We start from the raw sequence: 18,218 nt of genomic DNA, 5'->3' as shown, positions 1-18,218 counted from the left end.
GGACGGTTGCTGTCGGCGTCGAGACTCCGGTCAGCACGGATGACAGCGTCTGGGACTGACTATGACTACTCCACCCGACGACCGGTCCTTCCGCCGGGAGATGGCCACCGCCTACCGCTCCGGCTGGCACTTCATCGATCTGGTCACCGCCATCCCCCACAGCGGTGACTCGCTGATGGTGACCGTGTTCGGCGAGCCGGTCGTCGTCACGCGGGACGAGGACGGAGACGTACGGGCGTTCCGGTGCCTGCGCAAGCCGCGTGGCGCGCCGCAGCCGGTGCGCTGTGCCATCCGCTACGGAATGATCTTCGTGAACCTGGACCAGCGGGACCACCGGCTGTGCGAGCCGGCGGATTCCGACCTGAGGACCATCTCTGCCACCCCCCGCAGTGCCTGACGCGATTCCCCCGTCGTAACAGATCGCTCAGGCGCTTCCCCCCGCAGCGGCGTCACCGTGACCTGAACACGGTGACGCCGCTGCAGTTTCCGGGGGGTGCGCCGGGCCGCGGCGCGCCGTGCGTCAGCCGCGCCCCAGTGCCCGCTCCACCTCGATCTCGATCACCACGCGCGCCGGGTTGGGCGACGGGGTGCGCTGGTAGCGCTCGGCGTAGCGCCGCTCCGCCTCCCTGACCCGTTCCGGCTCGGTCCGCACTCGCGCGCGCCCCTCCAGGGTGGCCCAGCGCCGGCCGTCCACCTGGCACACCGCCACCCGGGCGCCCTCCGCGCCGGCGGCGCGCACGTGCGCGGCCTTCGCGCTGGACCCGTTCGTGATCACCCGGGCCAGCCGCGCCGCCGGGTCGTACGTCACCCCGACCGGCACCACGTGCGGGCTGCCGTCGGGCCGCAGGGTGGTCAGCGTGCACAGGTGCCGTTCCCGCCAGAAGGCGAGGTACGGCTCGTCCGGGGCATCCGGGTCTACGGAGTACGAAGCCATGCCGGGAAACCTAGCCGACACCGGTGCGCCTCCCGCCTTGAGTGGAATAGACTCAACTTTGTGTACGTTGGCTGAGGCAGGACCGCAGGATCGCAGGACCGCACTGGGAGACGTGGCTGTCGTGACGACGGCGAGGAGGAGAACGCACACGTGGACGCCGAGCTGACCAACAGGAGCCGGGACGCGATCAACGCGGCCGGCAACCGGGCCGTGACCGAGGGGCACCCGGACCTCACCCCTGCTCACCTGCTGCTTGCTCTGCTCCAGGGGCAGGACAACGAGAACATCACCGACCTGCTCGCGGCCGTCGAGGCGGACCAGGCCGCCGTGCGCTCCGGCGCCGAGCGGATCCTCGCCGGCCTGCCCAGCGTGACCGGGTCCACCGTCGCGCCGCCGCAGCCCAACCGCGAACTGCTGGCCGTGATCGCCGACGCGGGCGAGCGCGCCGGGGAACTCGGCGACGAGTACCTGTCCACGGAGCACCTGCTGATCGGCATCGCCGCCAAGGGCGGCGCCGCAGGCGAGGTGCTCGTCCGGCAGGGCGCCGACGCCAGGAAGCTGCTGCAGGCCTTCAAGAAGGCCAGGGGAGGACGCCGCGTGACCACCGCCGATCCCGAGGGCCAGTACAAGGCCCTGGAGAAGTTCGGCACCGACTTCACCGCCGCCGCCCGCGAGGGCCGGCTGGATCCGGTCATCGGACGGGACCAGGAGATCCGGCGGGTCGTGCAGGTGCTCAGCCGCCGCACCAAGAACAACCCCGTGCTCATCGGTGAGCCCGGCGTCGGCAAGACCGCCGTCGTGGAGGGGCTCGCCCAGCGGATCGTCAAGGGCGACGTGCCCGAGTCGCTGAAGGACAAGCGGCTCGTCGCGCTCGATCTGGGCGCGATGGTGGCCGGCGCCAAGTACCGCGGCGAGTTCGAGGAGCGGCTGAAGGCCGTGCTCGCCGAGATCAAGGACTCCGACGGGCAGATCATCACCTTCATCGACGAGCTGCACACCGTCGTCGGGGCCGGCGCCGGCGGCGACTCCGCCATGGACGCCGGCAACATGCTCAAGCCGATGCTGGCCCGCGGCGAGCTGCGGATGGTCGGCGCCACCACCCTCGACGAGTACCGCGAGCGGATCGAGAAGGACCCGGCCCTGGAGCGGCGCTTCCAGCAGGTGCTGGTCGCCGAGCCGACCGTCGAGGACACCATCGCGATCCTGCGCGGCCTCAAGGGACGGTACGAGGCCCACCACAAGGTGCAGATCGCGGACAGCGCGCTGGTGGCCGCGGCCACCCTGTCCGACCGGTACATCACCTCCCGCTTCCTGCCGGACAAGGCCATCGACCTGGTGGACGAGGCCGCCTCCCGGCTGCGCATGGAGATCGACTCCTCCCCGGTGGAGATCGACGAGCTCCAGCGCGCCGTGGACCGGCTGAAGATGGAGGAGCTGGCGATCGCCAAGGAGACCGACCCGGCCTCCCGCGAGCGCCTGGAGAAGCTGCGCCGCGACCTCGCCGACAAGGAGGAGGAGCTGCGCGGTCTCACCGCCCGCTGGGAGAAGGAGAAGCAGTCCCTCAACCGCGTCGGCGAGCTGAAGGAACGCCTCGACGACCTGCGCGGCCAGGCCGAACGCGCCCAGCGCGACGGCGACTTCGACACCGCCGCCAAGCTGCTGTACGGGGAGATCCCGCAGCTGGAGAAGGAGCTGGAGGCCGCCTCCGCCGCCGAGGAGGAGGTCGCCCGGGACACCATGGTCAAGGAGGAGGTCGGCTCCGACGACATCGCCGACGTCGTCGCCGCCTGGACCGGCATCCCGGCCGGCCGCCTGATGGAGGGCGAGACGCAGAAGCTGCTGCGCATGGAGGAGGAACTGGGCAAGCGGCTCATCGGCCAGAACGAGGCCGTCCGGGCCGTGAGCGACGCCGTGCGGCGCTCACGGGCCGGGATCTCCGACCCCGACCGGCCCACCGGGTCCTTCCTCTTCCTCGGCCCGACCGGCGTCGGCAAGACCGAACTGGCCAAGGCGCTCGCGGACTTCCTCTTCGACGACGAGCGGGCCATGGTCCGCATCGACATGTCGGAGTACGGCGAGAAGCACAGCGTGGCCCGGCTGCTCGGCGCGCCTCCCGGCTACATCGGCTACGAGGAGGGCGGCCAGCTCACCGAGGCGGTGCGGCGGCGCCCGTACAGCGTGGTGCTGCTGGACGAGGTGGAGAAGGCGCACCCGGAGGTCTTCGACGTCCTGCTCCAGGTGCTGGACGACGGACGCCTGACGGACGGTCAGGGCCGCACGGTCGACTTCCGCAACACCATCCTGGTGCTCACCTCCAACCTCGGCAGCCAGTTCCTGGTCGACCCGCTCACCAGCGAGACGGAGAAGAGGGAGCAGGTGCTGGAGGTCGTCCGGGCCTCCTTCAAGCCGGAGTTCCTCAACCGGCTGGACGACCTGGTGGTCTTCTCGGCGCTGACCAAGCCCGAGCTGGAGCGGATCGCCCAGCTGCAGATCGCCCGGCTGGCGAAGCGGCTCGCCGAGCGGCGGCTCACGCTGGACGTCACCGGCGAGGCGCTGGCCTGGCTCGCCGAGGAGGGCCTGGACCCGGCCTACGGCGCCCGGCCGCTGCGCCGCCTGGTGCAGACCGCCATCGGCGACCGGCTCGCCAAGGAGATCCTGTCCGGCGAGATCAAGGACGGCGACACGGTCCGCGTGGACCGCGCCGCCGACGGGCTGCTGGTCGGCCCGGCGACGGGCACGATGCTGTGACCCCGTGAGCGGTGGGCTCCCTCGTCCGGCCGGCGGGCGAGGGAGCCGGCGCGTTTCGGCGGACGCCCCGGGTGTCACTCGTGCAGTGGACGTACAGCTCCCTGGCACGCGCAGGGAGAACCGGCAGGCAGCCCCTCTGTCCGCCGACGGCTGACAGGGGCGGACGGGGCTTGCCACGCCCCTCCCCCTCTGGGGGAGGATGGCGGCATCCGCATGAAGGGAAAAACACGGTGAGCATCGACCCGTCCTCGATTCCGAACTTCGGGGGCCAGCCCGAACCGCAGCCCCAAGGACCGGCGGGCCCCGTCCTTCCGGATCAGGACCTGGTGAAGCAGCTCCTCGACCAGATGGAGCTGAAGTACGTCGTCGACGAGGAGGGTGACCTCGCGGCGCCGTGGGAGCAGTTCCGCACGTACTTCATGTTCCGCGGGGAGGCCGAACAGGCCGTCTTCTCGGTGCGGACCTTCTACGACCGTCCCCACCAGATCGACGAGAAGCCGCAGCTGCTGGAGTCCATCGACGACTGGAACCGCCGCACCCTGTGGCCGAAGGTGTACACCCACACCCACGACGACGGCACCGTCCGGCTGATCGGCGAGGCCCAGATGCTGATCGGCATGGGCGTCGACATCAACCACTTCGTGTCCTCCACGGTCAGCTGGGTGCGGGCCGCGATCGAGTTCGACAAGTGGCTGGTCGAGCAGCTCGGCCTGGAGCAGGAGGTAAACGACGCGGACAAGCCCGAGGAGGACGGCGAGTAACCGCGCCGCGGCACAGCGGAGGGGCCCGGCGACGGGCCCCTTCTCACATGTTCCGCAGCCGCTGTGCCGCCTCCCGGAGCACTTCCTCCCGCTTGCAGAACGCGAACCGCACGAACGGCGCCCCCGCCTCCCGGTCGTCGTAGAAGACCGCGTTCGGGACCGCCACCACGCCCGCGCGCCGCGGCAGGGCGCGGCAGAACGCGAGGCCGTCCTTCTCGCCGAGGGGCCGGATGTCGGCGGTGACGAAGTAGGTGCCGGCCGGCCGGAACACCCCGAAGCCGGCCGCGGTCAGCCCCTCGGCGAGGATGTCCCGGCGGGCCAGCATGCCCCGGCGGAAGTCCTCGAAGTAGGAGTCGGGCAGGGCCAGGGCCTCGGCGACCGCGTACTGGAACGGCCCCGAGGACACGTACGTCAGGAACTGCTTCACCGCGCGGACCGCGGCCACCAGCTGTGGCGAGCCCGTCACCCAGCCGACCTTCCAGCCGGTGAACGAGAACGTCTTGCCCGCCGAGCCGATGCTCACCGTGCGCTCGCGCATGCCGGGGAACGCGGCGAGCGGCAGGTGCTCGGCGCCGTCGAAGACCAGGTGCTCGTAGACCTCGTCGGTCACCACCAGCAGGTTCCGCTCCACCGCCAGCTCGGCGATCGCGGCCAGCTCCGCCCGGGTGAGGACCGTGCCGGTCGGGTTGTGCGGGGTGTTGACCAGCAGCAGCCGGGTGCGGTCGGTGACGGCCGCCCGCAGCTCCTCCAGGTCCAGCCGGAAGGCGCCCTCGTGCGGGCGGAGGGTGACCGGCACCCGCCGGCCGCCCGCCATCGCGATGCCCGCCGCGTAGGAGTCGTAGTACGGCTCCAGTGCGACGACCTCGTCGCCGGGCTCGACCAGCGCCAGCAGCGCGGCCGCGATGGCCTCCGTGGCGCCGGCCGTGACCAGCACCTCGGTGTCGGGGTCGTAGGACAGGCCGTAGCGGCGCAGCTGGTGCGCGGCGATCGCGGAGCGCAGCTCCGGGACGCCGGGACCCGGCGGGTACTGGTTGCCGCGGCCGTCGCGCAGCGCCCGTACGGCGGCCTCCCGGACCTCTTCGGGCCCGTCGGTGTCGGGGAAGCCCTGGCCCAGGTTGATCGACCCGGTCGCGGCGGCGAGCGCCGACATCTCGGCGAAGATCGTCGTCCCGAACGCGGCGAGCCGGCGGTTGAGGTGGGGGCGTGCGCTGGAGGTCATGCCGGTCATCCTCCGCCCAAGCTCTGGACTTCCTCAACTCTGCTTTGGGCGCGGACGCGGGCGGGCATCCCCCGGTCACCGCGCGAGGCGCGGCAACAGGCGAGGCGCCCACGGGGGGCCGCTTCGGGGGAAGGGAAGGAGGGTGACGCCATGATCGTGGGCATCATCCTGGCGGTGGCCGTGGTGCTGTTCGTCGCGGCGGTGCGCCGCAGCCGCCGCAACCGGCACGTCCGGCTGTCGCTCGGCAGGGACGGCGGGCGCAACCGGTCGTACCGCACGTCGTCGTCATCGTCGTCATCGTCGTCTTCGTCGACGTCGCCGTCGTACACCTACGACGTGGGCGGCAGCTGGTGGGCCGGCGGCGGTGACACGGGCTCGTCCTCAGGGGGGCACGGGCACCACGGGGGGCATCACGGGGGGCACGACAGCGGGAGCCACGGGGGGCACTCCTGCGGCGGCGGCTCCTCCTGCGGGAGCAGCTCCTCCTGCGGCGGGGGTTCCTCGTGCGGCGGCGGGGGCGGATGCGGGGGAGGCAGCTGACACGGGGCAGCTGAGCTTCCGGAAGCGGGGGGAACCGCATCCGGGCGCCCGCCGGGACGTGCATCCGGCGGGCGCTCACCCGTTCCCTCCCCGCGCCCGGCGCACGCCGTCGTTGAACAGTTGAACTGTGCAGCCCTCTGAGGGATGGAAACCCCATGAAGTTGGGTAAAAACGCTGTCGGGGCGACCTAGTTCATGATTCCCTACACATCGCCAACGCAGCCCCTCGGACGTCCCTCGGACTCCCCACCCCGGCCGGGCCGGCTGGGCTGACACGGCCGATCTCCCCTCTTCTTGCGTGTTAGCGGAGCCGATCCATGCTCACGACCCTGAACACCTCCTACACCGATACGCGCGCTGCCGACCTCGCATGGGCCCTGGGCCGCGAACCGCTGCCCGCCCTCGCCACCCTCGATCTCGAACTTGCCGGAGCGAAGCTGCAGTTGAGGCTCCTCGGGGCGTCCCACCAGGTCCTCCTGGAGGAGGAGCGGGGCAGTTGCTCGGAGACGGTCGCCTGCATCCCCGGCTCCAGCACCCCGCTGCCGCTGGGCGTCGCCAAGCGCGTCGGCGACTGGGAGTACGAGTTCGCCGCCCGCGTCGAGGTGCTGGCCCCCGGCTCGTTCGCGGGCCGCGCCCAGGAGCTGCTGGCCCTCGTGTCCGACCACCCGCACGGCCTCGCCGGGGTCTTCCCCGGCAGCCCGCACGCCTTCACCGCGATGCTGGCCCAGCGGCACGAGGGCCAGGTGCACTGGCGCACCTGGCACGCGTACCCGCAGGACGGGCAGCTGGTGGCCACCCGGACCCGGGTCGGGAAGCGGGCGAAGGGGGACCGGCCGGACTGGCTCCCGCGCCCCGACAAAGCCGTCCGGGCGGCATGAACCCAGGCCCGGACGGAGGCATGGACCGGGGAACGGTGCGGGGCAGGGTCCGGTGCACGGTGAGGGGCATGGACCGGGGCGCGGTCCGGGGCACGGTCCTGGGGTGCGTCACCTGCCCGCAACTCCACACGTGTGGGTGACGAAGCGTCCCGAGTGCGTGACGTAACGTCGCCACGTGATCGATTCGCACGCCCCCGCGCCCCCCGGCGCCCCGCCCTCCTGGGCGGGGCCCGCGCGGCTGCCCGTCCGGCCCGGCACCGGGCGGTTCCTGGTCCTCCTGTGCGCCTTCGCGTGCGCGGCCTGCGGACTGGTGTACGAGCTCGAACTCGTCGCGTTCGCCTCGTACCTGACGGGCGACTCGGTCACCCAGGCCTCCGTGGTGCTGTCGGTCATGGTGTTCGCGATGGGCGTCGGCTCCCTCGGCGCCAAGCGGCTGCGCCGGCACGCGGCGGCCGTGTTCGGCGCGGTCGAGTCGGCCCTCGCGCTGATCGGCGGGTCGAGCGCGATGGCCCTGTACGCGGTGTTCGCCTGGACCGGCGGCCGGGACGGGGTGTGGGCCGGCGGCCCGCGCTGCCTGCTGGCCGCCTTCTCCCTCGCCATCGGCCTGCTCATCGGCGCCGAGGTCCCCCTGCTGATGGAACTGGTCCAGCGCATCCGCCGGCAGGACGCGGGCGGCGCGGTGGCCGACCTGTTCGCCGCGGACTACGTGGGCGCGCTCGTCGGCGGCCTGGCGTTCCCCTTCCTTCTCCTGCCGTTCCTGGGCCAGTTGACCGGCGCCCTGCTCACCGGCGCGGTCAACGTCGCCGCGGGCGGCGCCCTCGTCCTCGGCCTGTTCCGCCGGGACCTCACCCGCCGCGCCCGCTGGACGCTGCTCGCCGCCGGCCTCGCCGTCCTCGGCGTCCTGTCCTGCGCCGCCGCCCTCGCCGGCGACTTCGAACGGGCCGCCCGGCACGCCGTGTACGGCCCGGACGTCCGGGTGGCCGTGCGGACCGGCGTCCAGGAGGTCGTCCTGACCGGGGGAGTTCGCGGCGAACCGCTCGACCTCTTCCTCGACGGCCGGCTCCGCGTCGGCGGCCGGGACGAACACCGCTACCACGAGGCCCTGGTCCGGCCGGCCCTCGCCGGCCCGCACGCCCGCGTGCTGATCCTGGGCGGCGGCGACGGCCTCGCCGCCCGGGAGGTGCTGCGCGGGTCCGGGGTGCGCCGAGTCGACGTCGTCGAACCCGACCCCGCTCTGGCGGACCTGGCCCGGCACGACCCCGGCCTGTCCGCCGTCAACGGCCACGCCCTCGCCGACCCGCGGGTCCGCGTCCACACGGCCGACGCGCTCACCTGGCTGCGCAGGGCGCGCGGCCCGGCGTACGACGTCGTGGTCGCCGACCTCCCGGACCCCGGCACCACCGCGAGCGCCAGGCTGTACTCCCAGGAGTTCTACGGCCTGGCCCGCCGCGTGCTGGCCCCGCACGGCCGCCTGGCGGTGCACGCCGGGCCCGTCGCAGCCCGTCCCCGCGCGTTCTGGACCGTCGCCGCGACCCTCCGCGCGGCCGGCTTCGCCACCGCCCCCTACCGGCTCCCCGGACACGCCACCGGTGCCGCGGCCGGCCCCGACCGCTCCGCCGGCGCCTCCCGCGCCCCGCGCGACTGGGGCTTCCTGCTCGCCGCGCCGGGCCGCACCCCGCCGCCCCTGCGGCCGGGCCCCGGCCGTCCGGGCACCCTGACCCGGGCCGGCCTGGCGGCGGCCGCGAGGGCGGCGGAGCGCACCCGGACCGGGACGCTGCCCGCGTCGACGCTGGTGCGCCCGCGGTACTGACCGGCCCTGCCGGACCGGCTCCGCCGGACGAGTGAGGCGCACGGGGGCAGGGGCGGAGCCCCCCGGCGCGACGGGGTGACTTCCGGTGACGACTGGGTAGGCTGACCGGACATGGAGCACCAGGTCTTCGTCCCGGTTTCCGCCGACCGGATCAGGGCGGCGCTGACCGACCCGGCGCGCGTCGCCCGGGCGGTCCCCGGGCTGCAGCAGGACGCCGGTGCCGAACCCGTCGCCGGCCGGCTCAGGCTGCGCGTCGGCGGTCACTCCGTCACCTACCGGGGCGTGCTGCGGGTGGCGGCCCGCGAGGACGGCGCGTACGCCGTCGAGGCCGACGCCGCCGAGGCCCGCGGCGCCGGATCGGTCAAGCTCGCCCTGACGCTGCGCCTCACGGAGGGCGACGGCGGCACCACGGTCACCGTCGAGGGCACGGCGGACGCGGACGGCCGGATCCGGGAACTGCCGCAGGACGCGGTGGTCCAGGCGGTGACCAGGCTGCTGACCCGCTCCCTGGAGGACCTCGCACCGGCCGTGCCGGAGCAGGCGGGCGGCGCCGGGACTCCCGGCGCCGGTGCGGAGCGGGAGCCCGCGGACACCCCCGCCGAGCCGCCCGCCGGCCGGGGGCCGGAGGGCGGGCCGGAGCATGCGGGGCCCGGTGCCGGGCCGGAGCCCGGGGGCACGGGGCCGGGGCAGGAGTCCGGCCGGGGGCCCGTGAGCGGGGCCGCGAGCGGGGCCGGGGCCGCGGACGCCGGTGCCGACGCCGGGGCCGCGGACGCCGGTGCGGTGGCGGAGGCTCCGGGGTCCGCGCGTGGCGCCGGGTCCGGCCCGGACGCGACCCCGCCGACCCCGGGCCCGGACGCGGACGACGGCGGCCCGGGCGGCGGCTCCGCCGGCCGCGTCCCCGAGGGCTTCGCCGACACGGGCGAACCGCCCGCCGAGGCCGCCCACGCCCGCCGGACGATGATCGGCCGCAGCGCCGAGGAGGTCGACCACGCCCCGCCGCGCGGCCGCTACGCCCCCGTTCCGGCCCCCCAGACCGTCGCCGGCAACCCGGCCCTGCGCTGGGCGGCCCCCGCGGCGGCGCTGGCCTTGGCCTCGGCGGTCGTCCTGACCCGCGCCCTGCGCAAGCGCCGCTGAGGGGTCCGGCGCGCCCAGCCGGCGGGGCGGCGCCGCGCGCCGACGCGGCGAGGGCGGCGACCGGCCGGCGCCGTGCGCGAGGTCCCGTACGGGCGACGCCCCCTTGATCGTCCCAGTAGGGTCGGTTCCGTGAGCAACGACGACATCACGCTGACCGCGGGCGACGCGGAGGTGACCGTGCGGCCCGGCGACGGCGGCCGTATCGGCGGACTGCGGATCGGCGGCACGGAGCTGCTGCGGCAGGGCGAGCGCTACGGCTGCTTCCCGATGGTGCCGTGGTGCGGCCGCATCCGTCAGGGCCGCTTCCTGGACGGCGGCACCGTCCGCCAGATGCCGCTCAACTCCCCGCCGCACGCCATCCACGGCACCGCCCGCGACGGCGCCTGGCGCACCGCCCGCGTCACGGAGAACGAGGCGGTGCTCACCCACGAGCTGACCGACCCGTGGCCGCACCCGGGCCGCGTCACCCAGGTGATCGCGCTCGCCGGGGACGCCCTGACGCTGACGATGTCCGTGGAGACGTACGACGACTCCTTCCCGGCGCAGATCGGCTGGCACCCGTGGTTCCGCCGGAACCTGGGCGGCGAGGACGTGCGGCTGGACTTCGAGGCGGCCTGGCAGGAGGAGCGCGGCGCCGACCACCTGCCCACCGGCGACCGCGTCGCGCCGAAGCCCGGCCCCTGGGACGACTGCTTCGGCATGCCCGGCGGCGTCGACGTCACCCTGACCTGGCCCGGCGAGCTGGAGCTGAAGGTGACCAGCCGGGAGGAGTGGGTGGTCGTCTACGACGAGCAGGCCGAGGCCGTGTGCGTGGAGCCGCAGACCGGGCCGCCCAACGGCCTGAACACCCTCCCGCGGCTGGTCACGCCGCTGGACCCGCTGGAGGCTGCGACCACCTGGCGCTGGCGCCGCCTCTAAGCTGTCCGGCATGACGGACGTTCGCGGCGCGCTGCTGCAGCAGATCAAGGACAAGGCCGTGGTGCACGGCAAGGTGACCCTGTCGTCGGGCCGGGAGGCCGACTACTACATCGACCTCCGCCGGGTCACCCTGGACGGCGAGGCCGCGCCGCTGGTCGGTCAGGTCATGCTCGACCTGACCGCCGACCTGGACTACGAGGCCGTCGGCGGGCTCACCCTGGGCGCCGACCCGGTGGCCACCGCGATGCTGCACGCCTCCGCCGCCCGCGGCGAGGTCCTCGACGCCTTCGTCGTCCGCAAGCAGGGCAAGGCGCACGGCCTGCAGCGCCGTATCGAGGGCGCCGAGGTCGAGGGCCGCCGGGTGCTGGCCGTAGAGGACACCTCCACCACCGGCGGCTCCGTGCTGACCGCCGTGGAGGCGCTGCGCGAGGCCGGCGCCGAGGTCGTCGCCGTCGCCACGATCGTGGACCGGGACACCGGCGCCGCCGAGGCGATCGCCGAGCGGGCCGGGGTGCCGTACCTGTTCGCCTTCTCGAAGGACGACCTGGGTCTGGACTGACCGGGCCGTCCGTCCTCCGCTCGACCGGGGCGCCGGCAGGCGTCCCGGGTCTGGGAAGATGGGGGCGACGATGACGTCGCACCCCAGGTCTAGGTCAGGGCCGTAACGCAGAACGCCAACCCGCAACACAAGGAGCGGACAGATGCCCATCGCAACCCCCGAGGTCTACAACGAGATGCTCGACCGGGCGAAGGCAGGCAAGTTCGCCTACCCGGCCATCAACGTCACCTCGAGCCAGACCCTGAACGCGGCGCTGCGCGGCTTCGCCGAGGCGGAGAGCGACGGCATCGTCCAGATCTCGACGGGCGGGGCCGAGTTCCTCGGCGGCCAGTACAGCAAGGACATGGTGACCGGCGCGGTCGCGCTCGCCGAGTACGCGCACATCCTCGCCGAGAAGTACCCGGTCAACATCGCCCTGCACACCGACCACTGCCCGAAGGACAAGCTGGACGGGTACGTGCGCCCGCTGCTCGCGATCTCCGAGGAGCGTGTGAAGGCCGGCCGGAACCCGCTGTTCCAGTCCCACATGTGGGACGGCTCCGCGGAGACCCTCGCCGACAACCTCCAGATCGCGCAGGAGCTGCTGGAGCGCACCCGCGCCGCCAAGATCATCCTTGAGGTGGAGATCACCCCGACCGGCGGCGAGGAGGACGGCGTCTCCCACGAGATCAACGACTCCCTCTACACGACCGTCGAGGACGCCGTCCGCACCGCCGAGGCCCTCGGCCTGGGCGAGAAGGGCCGCTACCTGCTGGCCGCCTCCTTCGGCAACGTGCACGGCGTGTACAAGCCGGGCAACGTCGTCCTCCGCCCCGAGCTGCTGAAGGAGCTGAACGACGGCGTCGCCGCCAAGTTCGGCAAGCAGTCCCCGTTCGACTTCGTCTTCCACGGCGGCTCCGGCTCCAGCGAGCAGGAGATCCTCACCGCGCTGGAGAACGGCGTCGTGAAGATGAACATCGACACCGACACCCAGTACGCCTTCACCCGCCCGGTCGCCGACCACATGTTCAAGAACTACGACGGCGTCCTGAAGGTCGACGGCGAGGTCGGCAACAAGAAGACCTACGACCCGCGCACCTGGGGCAAGCTGGCCGAGGCGAGCATGGCCGCGCGCGTCGTCGAGGCCACGCAGCACCTGCGCTCGGCGGGCAACAAGATCAAGTAAGGGGCGGTCCGCTCCCCGCGGCGGGCCCGGCGGCCGTCCTCCCCTGTCGTCGGCGCCGGGCCCGCTGTATACCTGGGTACGTGCCCGACGTCCGGCTGGCCTCGCCCCGGGGCAAGTGGATCCTGCTGACCACCGTGCTCGGCTCCGGCATGGCCCTGCTGGACTCCACCGTCGTCAACGTCGCCCTCCCGCGCATCGGCCGCGACCTGGACGCGAGCCTCGCCGCCCTGCAGTGGACGGTCAACGCGTACATGGTCACGCTGGCCGGGCTGATCCTGCTGGGCGGCTCGCTGGGGGACCGCTACGGCCGCCGCAGGATCTTCGTCCTCGGGGTGGCCTGGTTCGCGGCGGCCTCCCTGCTGTGCGGCCTGGCCCCGACGTCCGGCGTCCTCATCGGCGCCCGCGCGCTGCAGGGCGTCGGCGGGGCCCTCCTGACCCCCGGCTCGCTCGCGCTCATCCAGGCGTCCTTCCACCCCGACGACCGCAGCCGCGCGGTCGGCCTGTGGTCCGGCTTCGGCGGGGTCGGCGCCGCGGTGGGCCCCTTCCTGGGCGGCTGGCTGGTGGCCGGCCCCGGCTGGCGCTGGGTGTTCCTGCTCAACGTGCCGCTGGCCCTGCTGTGCGTTCCGGTCGCCGTCCGGCACGTGCCCGAGTCGGCCGGCCACCGGGCCCGGGGCCGGTTCGACGTCCTCGGCGCCGCCCTGGGCGCCCTGGCCCTGGCCCTGCTGACGTACGCGCTCATCGAGACCCGCGCCGGCACGGCGGCGACGGCCCTGGCCGCGTCGGCGGGCCTGGCGGCCGCGGCGGCCTTCCTGTACGTCGAGACGCACCACGTCGACCCGATGCTCCCGCCGGACATCTTCGCCTCCCGCCGGTTCACCGCCGTCAACCTGGTCACCGTGTGCGTGTACGCGGCCTTCGGCGGCTTCTTCTTCCTCACCGCGCTCCAGCTCCAGGTCGTCGCCGGCTACTCGCCCCTGGCGGCCGGCACCGCCCTCCTGCCCACCACCGCGCTGATGCTCCTGTTCTCCTCCCGGTCCGGGGCGCTGGCCGACCGCACCGGCCCGCGGCTGCCGCTGACCGCGGGGCCGCTGCTCTGCGCGGCGGCGATGCTGCTGATGACACGGGTGGGACCGGACGCCGACTACCCGGCCGACGTGCTGCCGGCGATGCTGGTCATGGGCGCCGGCATGGTCACCCTCGTCGCCCCCCTGACGAGCAGCGTCCTCGCCTCCGTCGACACCGCCCGCGCGGGCCTGGCCAGCGGTGTCAACAACGCGGCGGCCAGGGCGGCGGGCCTGCTGGCGGTGGCCGCGCTGCCGCTGCTGACCGGGATGGGCCCGGAGGCGTACCGGTCGCCGGCGGCGTTCGACGCGGCGTTCGGGCGGGCCATGCCGGTCTGCGCGGCCGCACTGCTGCTGGCCTCGGTGCTGGCGTTCACCCTGATCCGCCGCCCGCCCCCGGGCTGCCGGCGGCCCGAGTGCCGCACCCACGGCTCCGTGACCACCCCGCCCCTCGAACGGGGCCACCGCCCGTGACGGTGTGCGCCCGGCCGTCCGGCCCGCGCTCGCGGTCGCGGCGGCGATCACGCCGTACGGCGGCCCGTGCGCCAGACTGAAGCCATGACGATTCACGAGAACCTCCTCGGCGGCCCGGCCCCGACCCACCTGCCCGACGACCCGGAGCCCCGCGACCTGCTCGCCCGCGGCACCGCCCCCGCGGACGTCGCCGCCCGGTACCCCACCTCCTCCCTCGCCTGGGCCCAGCTGGCCGACGAGGCGTTCGAGCGCGGGGCGGTCGTGGAGTCGTACGCCTACGCCCGCACGGGCTACCACCGCGGCCTGGACGCGCTGCGCCGCAGCGGCTGGAAGGGCCACGGCCCGGTGCCGTGGGAGCACGAGCCGAACCGCGGTTTCCTGCGCGCCCTGCACGCCCTCGCCCGTGCCGCGCAGGCGATCGGCGAGCAGGAGGAGTACGAGCGCTGCACGCAGTTCCTGAAGGACTCCTCGCCGACGGCCGCCCAGACCCTGGGCTGATCCGCCGCGACGTCCCCGGTGTGGCCCGTCCGGCAGCGGGCGGGCCTTGCCGTGACGGGGGGTAATGCGGAGGATCGGAGTGGGGACCGGGGCCCCCGTGCCGGCATCGGCAGGGGCGGACCGCTACCCGGAGTGACAACAGGAGACAGCGATGTCCCATCAGGCTCACCACCCTCACGAGGCCGCTGAGCCCGACACCCCGAACCTCGACTTCGCGGGGACGACGCCGTACGAGGACTACGTCAAGGCCGACGTGCTCACCCACCTCCAGCACCCCCTCTCCGACGACCCCGGGGAGATGGTCTTCCTGGTGACGACCCAGGTCATGGAGCTGTGGTTCACGGTCATCGTGCACGAGTGGGAGACGGCCGCGCAGGCCCTCCGCTCGGACGACGTGCCCACGGCGATCGCCGCGCTGAAGCGTTCCGTACGGGAACTGGAGGCCCTCAACGCCTCCTGGAAGCCGCTCGGCCAGCTCACCCCGGCGCAGTTCAACTCTTACCGCAGCGCGCTCGGCGAGGGCTCCGGCTTCCAGTCGGCGATGTACCGGCGCCTGGAGTTCCTGCTCGGCGAGAAGTCCGCGTCCATGCTCGTACCGCACCGCGGCGCCCCGCGCGTGCACGCGGAGCTGGAGAAGGCGCTGCACGAGCCGAGCCTGTACGACGAGGCCGTACGGCTCCTCGCCCGCCGCGGCCACGCGATCCCCGCCTCCGTGCTGCGCCGGGACGTCTCCCGCCGCTACGAGCCGTCGGAGGCGGTGGAGGCCGCCTGGACCGCCGTCTACGCGGGCGACGAGAGCGACGAGCTGGCCCGGCTGGGCGAGGCCCTGACCGACGTGGCCGAGCTGGTGTGGCGCTGGCGCAACGACCACCTGGTCGCGACCCGGCGCGCGATGGGCGCCAAGGCGGGCACGGGCGGCTCGGCCGGCGTGGCCTGGCTGGAGAAGCGCGCCCGCAAGAACGTGTTCCCCGAGCTGTGGACGGCGAGGTCCCATGTCTGAGCTGCCCCTGCTCGCGGAGAAACTGGACGCGGCGGACGAACTGGCCCCGCTGCAGGACCGGTTCGTCCTCGACGACGTCGTCTACCTGGACGGCAACTCACTGGGCGCCCTGCCCGCGCACGTGCCCGACCGGGTGGCGGACGTCGTCCGGCGCCAGTGGGGCGAACTGCGCATCCGCTCCTGGGAGGAGAGCGGCTGGTGGACGGCGCCCGAGCGGATCGGCGACCGGATCGCCCCGCTGGTCGGCGCGGCGCCGGGCCAGATCGTCGTCGGCGACTCCACCAGCGTCAACCTCTTCAAGGCGCTGGTGGCGGCGGTCCGCATGGCGGGCGAGGACCGGACCGAGATCCTGGTCGACGCCACCACCTTCCCCACGGACGGCTACATGGCCGAGTCGGCGGCCCGCATGACCGGCCGCACCCTGCGCGCGGTCACCCCGGCCGAGGCGCCGGACGCGCTGAGCAGCCGTACGGCGGCGGTCCTGCTGAACCACGTCGACTACCGCACCGGCCGCCTGCACGACCTGCCCGCGCTCACCGCCGCGGTCCACGACGCCGGCGCCCTCGCGGTCTGGGACCTGTGCCACAGCGCGGGCGCGCTGCCGGTCGGGCTGGACGAGCACGGGGTGGACCTGGCGGTCGGCTGCACGTACAAGTACCTGAACGGGGGGCCGGGCGCACCGGCGTACCTGTATGTGCGCCGTGCGCTGCAGGACCGTTTCGACTCCCCGCTGCCGGGCTGGAACTCCCACGCCGACCCCTTCGGCATGAGCCCGTCCTACACCCCGGCGCCGGGCGCCCCGCGCGGCCGGGTCGGCACCCCGGACATCCTGTCCCTGCTGGCCCTGGAGGCGGCCCTGGAGGTGTGGGACGGGGTGCCGCTCGCCGCGGTCCGCGCCAAGTCCCTCGCCCTGACGGACTTCTTCCTGCGGTGCCTGTCCGCGTACACCGAGCCGGGCCGGGTGGAGTGCGTGACCCCCGAACGGCACGAGGAGCGGGGCAGCCAGATCGCCCTGCGCTGCGCGGACGCCGGCGAGGTGATGAAGCGTCTGATCGAGCGGGGGGTGGTGGGCGACTTCCGCCGGCCGGACATCCTCCGCTTCGGCTTCACGCCGCTGTACGTCGGCTTCCGGGACACCGAGCGGGCCGCACGGGTCCTGGCCGAGGTGCTGGCGGAGACGCGGGCCTAGGGAGCGGGGGGCGGACCGGCGGCCCGTCCGCTGCCGCCGGTCCGCCCCCGCTCGCGGCAACGCCCGTTCCGCGCGGATCCGCTGCGCTCGCAGCGGCCGCTGCGCCCTCACCCAGCGTGACAACCCGGTGTCCCCGCACGTCACCGGCCTGATACCGTCCCCGCCAACGGCCGATTCCCCCACCTGGTCCGCCAAATCCGTTCTGCACTTGAGAGGTTGGAGCATGCCGGACGACGCCGCAGCAACCCGCGCCGCCGCCGAGGAGAAGTCGGCCCTGTCGCACCCCCCGGTCGACCCCGACGTCACCGTCGCGTACGGCGGCCACCCCGACCAGGTGATCGACCTCTACGCTCCCCGCCCGGACTCCGCGGGCGCCGCCTCCTCCGCGCCCCTGGTCGTCGTCCTGCACGGCGGCGCCTGGCGCGCACGCTACGACCGCCGGCACCTCAGCCCCTTCGCCGACCACCTCGCCCGCAAGGGGTTCGCGGTGGCGAACGTGGGCTACCGGCGGGGCGCGGAACCCCTCGCCGGGCAGGAGGAGCCGGCCGGGTCCGGCGGGGGCTCGGGGAGCGGCGGGGCCGGCGCCACGCCTGTCGCCGGCCGCTGGCCCGACACCTTCGACGACGTCGCCGCGGCCCTGGACGCCCTGCCCGCCCTGGTCCGCGAGGCGCTGCCGCAGGCGGACCCGCGCCGTACGGTCCTCACCGGCCACTCGGCGGGCGGCCACCTCGCCCTGTGGGCGGCGGCCCGCCACGTCCTCCCCGCCGACGCCCCCTGGCGCACCGACCGCCCGGCGCCGCTCCGCGGTGTCGTCGCGCTCGCGCCGATCGCCGACCTCGAAGTCGCGGAGAAGCTGGAGGTCTGCGAACACGCGGCGCTGCAACTCCTCGGCGGACACGACTCCTTCGCCGAGCGCCGCCCGTACGCGGACCCCGTCCTCCTCCTCCCGACCGGCATCGCCACGACCCTCGTCCAGGGCCGCGCCGACCTGGTGGTGCCGCAGGCGGTCGCCGAGTCGTACGCCGACGCGGCGGCGAAGGCGGGGGAGTTGGCCGGCCTGACCCTGCTGGAGGACGTGGGCCACTTCCCGCTGATCGACCCGGCGGCGGACGCCTGCGCGGTGGTGGCCGAGGAGATCGCCCAACTGGCGTGGTGAGCACCCGTGTTCGGCCCGGGTGATACCCGTGGTACCTGAGAGCCACCCGGCGGAACGGCTCCCTGGAGGGACGCCGGCGACGGCCCCGCGTCCCGAACGTCCCCGGCGCCTACGAGTCGGGGCTGGTGCGGCCGTCCGGGTACTGACCGGGGCGGACCCGTAGTACCTGAGGGGG

General features: G+C 74.3%; 17 protein-coding genes. 15 read left to right on the top strand and 2 right to left on the bottom strand.

The genetic code is table 11. The features are described 5' to 3' along the window. Positions 1 to 61 precede the first annotated feature (61 nt). Positions 62 to 397, top strand: a complete 336-nt coding sequence (locus ABZ261_RS24375) for a hypothetical protein (RefSeq protein ID WP_356862541.1) — start codon at positions 62 to 64, stop codon at positions 395 to 397. Positions 398 to 520: 123 nt separating this feature from the next. Here ABZ261_RS24375 and ABZ261_RS24370 read toward each other — a convergent pair whose 3' ends face one another. Continuing rightward, positions 521 to 934: a TIGR03618 family F420-dependent PPOX class oxidoreductase gene (locus ABZ261_RS24370; protein ID WP_356862539.1), complete on the bottom strand. Its 414-nt coding sequence runs from the start codon at positions 932 to 934 to the stop codon at positions 521 to 523. Between the two features lie 150 nt (positions 935 to 1,084). Here ABZ261_RS24370 and clpB point away from each other — a divergent pair, with 150 nt between their 5' ends. Next, positions 1,085 to 3,682, top strand: coding sequence for an ATP-dependent chaperone ClpB (gene clpB, locus ABZ261_RS24365; RefSeq protein WP_356862537.1), 2,598 nt, complete (start codon positions 1,085 to 1,087; stop codon positions 3,680 to 3,682). A gap of 230 nt (positions 3,683 to 3,912) precedes the next feature. Beyond that, complete coding sequence (locus tag ABZ261_RS24360; RefSeq protein ID WP_356862535.1) at positions 3,913 to 4,443, top strand: YbjN domain-containing protein; 531 nt, start codon at positions 3,913 to 3,915, stop codon at positions 4,441 to 4,443. A gap of 43 nt (positions 4,444 to 4,486) precedes the next feature. Here the strand turns inward: ABZ261_RS24360 and ABZ261_RS24355 are convergent, their stop codons facing one another. After that, complete coding sequence (locus tag ABZ261_RS24355) at positions 4,487 to 5,671, bottom strand: pyridoxal phosphate-dependent aminotransferase (RefSeq protein WP_356862533.1); 1,185 nt, start codon at positions 5,669 to 5,671, stop codon at positions 4,487 to 4,489. A gap of 141 nt (positions 5,672 to 5,812) precedes the next feature. On the opposite strand from ABZ261_RS24355, the gene ABZ261_RS24350 reads away from it, so the two are divergent. The 12 genes from ABZ261_RS24350 (at position 5,813) to ABZ261_RS24295 (ending at position 18,043) form a co-directional block, all read left to right on the top strand. After that, entirely contained in the window at positions 5,813 to 6,202 is a 390-nt protein-coding gene (locus tag ABZ261_RS24350) for a hypothetical protein (RefSeq protein ID WP_356862531.1), read from the top strand. Between the two features lie 316 nt (positions 6,203 to 6,518). Next, a complete protein-coding gene (locus ABZ261_RS24345) occupies positions 6,519 to 7,079 on the top strand; it encodes a DUF2617 family protein (protein ID WP_356862529.1) in 561 nt (186 codons plus the stop codon). Between the two features lie 175 nt (positions 7,080 to 7,254). Further along, entirely contained in the window at positions 7,255 to 8,889 is a 1,635-nt protein-coding gene (locus tag ABZ261_RS24340; protein WP_356862527.1) for a polyamine aminopropyltransferase, read from the top strand. A gap of 111 nt (positions 8,890 to 9,000) precedes the next feature. Then, positions 9,001 to 10,023 carry an SRPBCC family protein gene (locus ABZ261_RS24335; RefSeq protein ID WP_356862525.1) on the top strand — a complete coding sequence of 341 codons (1,023 nt, stop codon included), beginning with the start codon at positions 9,001 to 9,003 and terminating at the stop codon, positions 10,021 to 10,023. A 129-nt stretch (positions 10,024 to 10,152) separates the two neighbouring features. Further along, the gene (locus ABZ261_RS24330) at positions 10,153 to 10,941 is read left to right on the top strand and encodes an aldose 1-epimerase (protein ID WP_356862523.1); all 789 of its coding nucleotides are present in this window, start codon (positions 10,153 to 10,155) and stop codon (positions 10,939 to 10,941) included. A gap of 10 nt (positions 10,942 to 10,951) precedes the next feature. After that, a complete protein-coding gene (pyrE, locus tag ABZ261_RS24325; protein WP_356862521.1) occupies positions 10,952 to 11,500 on the top strand; it encodes an orotate phosphoribosyltransferase in 549 nt (182 codons plus the stop codon). A gap of 142 nt (positions 11,501 to 11,642) precedes the next feature. After that, complete coding sequence (gene fbaA, locus ABZ261_RS24320; RefSeq protein ID WP_356862519.1) at positions 11,643 to 12,665, top strand: class II fructose-bisphosphate aldolase; 1,023 nt, start codon at positions 11,643 to 11,645, stop codon at positions 12,663 to 12,665. Between the two features lie 80 nt (positions 12,666 to 12,745). Beyond that, a complete protein-coding gene (locus tag ABZ261_RS24315; protein ID WP_356862517.1) occupies positions 12,746 to 14,200 on the top strand; it encodes an MFS transporter in 1,455 nt (484 codons plus the stop codon). Positions 14,201 to 14,284: 84 nt separating this feature from the next. Further along, positions 14,285 to 14,698: a DUF3151 domain-containing protein gene (locus ABZ261_RS24310; protein ID WP_356862515.1), complete on the top strand. Its 414-nt coding sequence runs from the start codon at positions 14,285 to 14,287 to the stop codon at positions 14,696 to 14,698. 151 nt (positions 14,699 to 14,849) lie between these two features. Further along, positions 14,850 to 15,698, top strand: coding sequence for a tryptophan 2,3-dioxygenase family protein (locus tag ABZ261_RS24305; protein WP_356862513.1), 849 nt, complete (start codon positions 14,850 to 14,852; stop codon positions 15,696 to 15,698). Then, positions 15,691 to 16,887 (top strand): kynureninase, encoded by a 1,197-nt coding sequence (gene kynU / locus ABZ261_RS24300; RefSeq protein ID WP_356862511.1) that lies wholly within the window; start codon positions 15,691 to 15,693, stop codon positions 16,885 to 16,887. Before ABZ261_RS24305 ends, kynU begins: the two co-directional genes overlap by 8 nt. Before the next feature lie 223 nt (positions 16,888 to 17,110). Next, positions 17,111 to 18,043, top strand: a complete 933-nt coding sequence (locus ABZ261_RS24295) for an alpha/beta hydrolase (protein ID WP_356862509.1) — start codon at positions 17,111 to 17,113, stop codon at positions 18,041 to 18,043. Positions 18,044 to 18,218: the final 175 nt, after the last annotated feature.

This window comes from Streptomyces sp. NPDC006193 (assembly GCF_040613915.1).
Lineage (GTDB): Bacteria > Actinomycetota > Actinomycetes > Streptomycetales > Streptomycetaceae > Streptomyces.
This window is presented reverse-complemented; position numbering and strand designations above follow the sequence as displayed.

Excerpts from the sequence above, each read along its gene's own strand:
- ABZ261_RS24345 (WP_356862529.1), top strand. The coding sequence starts at position 6,519 with ATGCTCACGACCCTGAACACCTCCTACACCGATACGCGCGCTGCCGAC.
- ABZ261_RS24305 (WP_356862513.1), top strand. The coding sequence starts at position 14,850 with ATGTCCCATCAGGCTCACCACCCTCACGAGGCCGCTGAGCCCGACACC.
- ABZ261_RS24310 (WP_356862515.1), top strand. The coding sequence starts at position 14,285 with ATGACGATTCACGAGAACCTCCTCGGCGGCCCGGCCCCGACCCACCTG.
- ABZ261_RS24350 (WP_356862531.1), top strand. The coding sequence starts at position 5,813 with ATGATCGTGGGCATCATCCTGGCGGTGGCCGTGGTGCTGTTCGTCGCG.
- ABZ261_RS24355 (WP_356862533.1), bottom strand. The coding sequence starts at position 5,671 with ATGACCGGCATGACCTCCAGCGCACGCCCCCACCTCAACCGCCGGCTC.
- pyrE (WP_356862521.1), top strand. The coding sequence starts at position 10,952 with ATGACGGACGTTCGCGGCGCGCTGCTGCAGCAGATCAAGGACAAGGCC.
- ABZ261_RS24370 (WP_356862539.1), bottom strand. The coding sequence starts at position 934 with ATGGCTTCGTACTCCGTAGACCCGGATGCCCCGGACGAGCCGTACCTC.
- fbaA (WP_356862519.1), top strand. The coding sequence starts at position 11,643 with ATGCCCATCGCAACCCCCGAGGTCTACAACGAGATGCTCGACCGGGCG.
- ABZ261_RS24375 (WP_356862541.1), top strand. The coding sequence starts at position 62 with ATGACTACTCCACCCGACGACCGGTCCTTCCGCCGGGAGATGGCCACC.
- ABZ261_RS24335 (WP_356862525.1), top strand. The coding sequence starts at position 9,001 with ATGGAGCACCAGGTCTTCGTCCCGGTTTCCGCCGACCGGATCAGGGCG.
- ABZ261_RS24295 (WP_356862509.1), top strand. The coding sequence starts at position 17,111 with ATGCCGGACGACGCCGCAGCAACCCGCGCCGCCGCCGAGGAGAAGTCG.
- kynU (WP_356862511.1), top strand. The coding sequence starts at position 15,691 with ATGTCTGAGCTGCCCCTGCTCGCGGAGAAACTGGACGCGGCGGACGAA.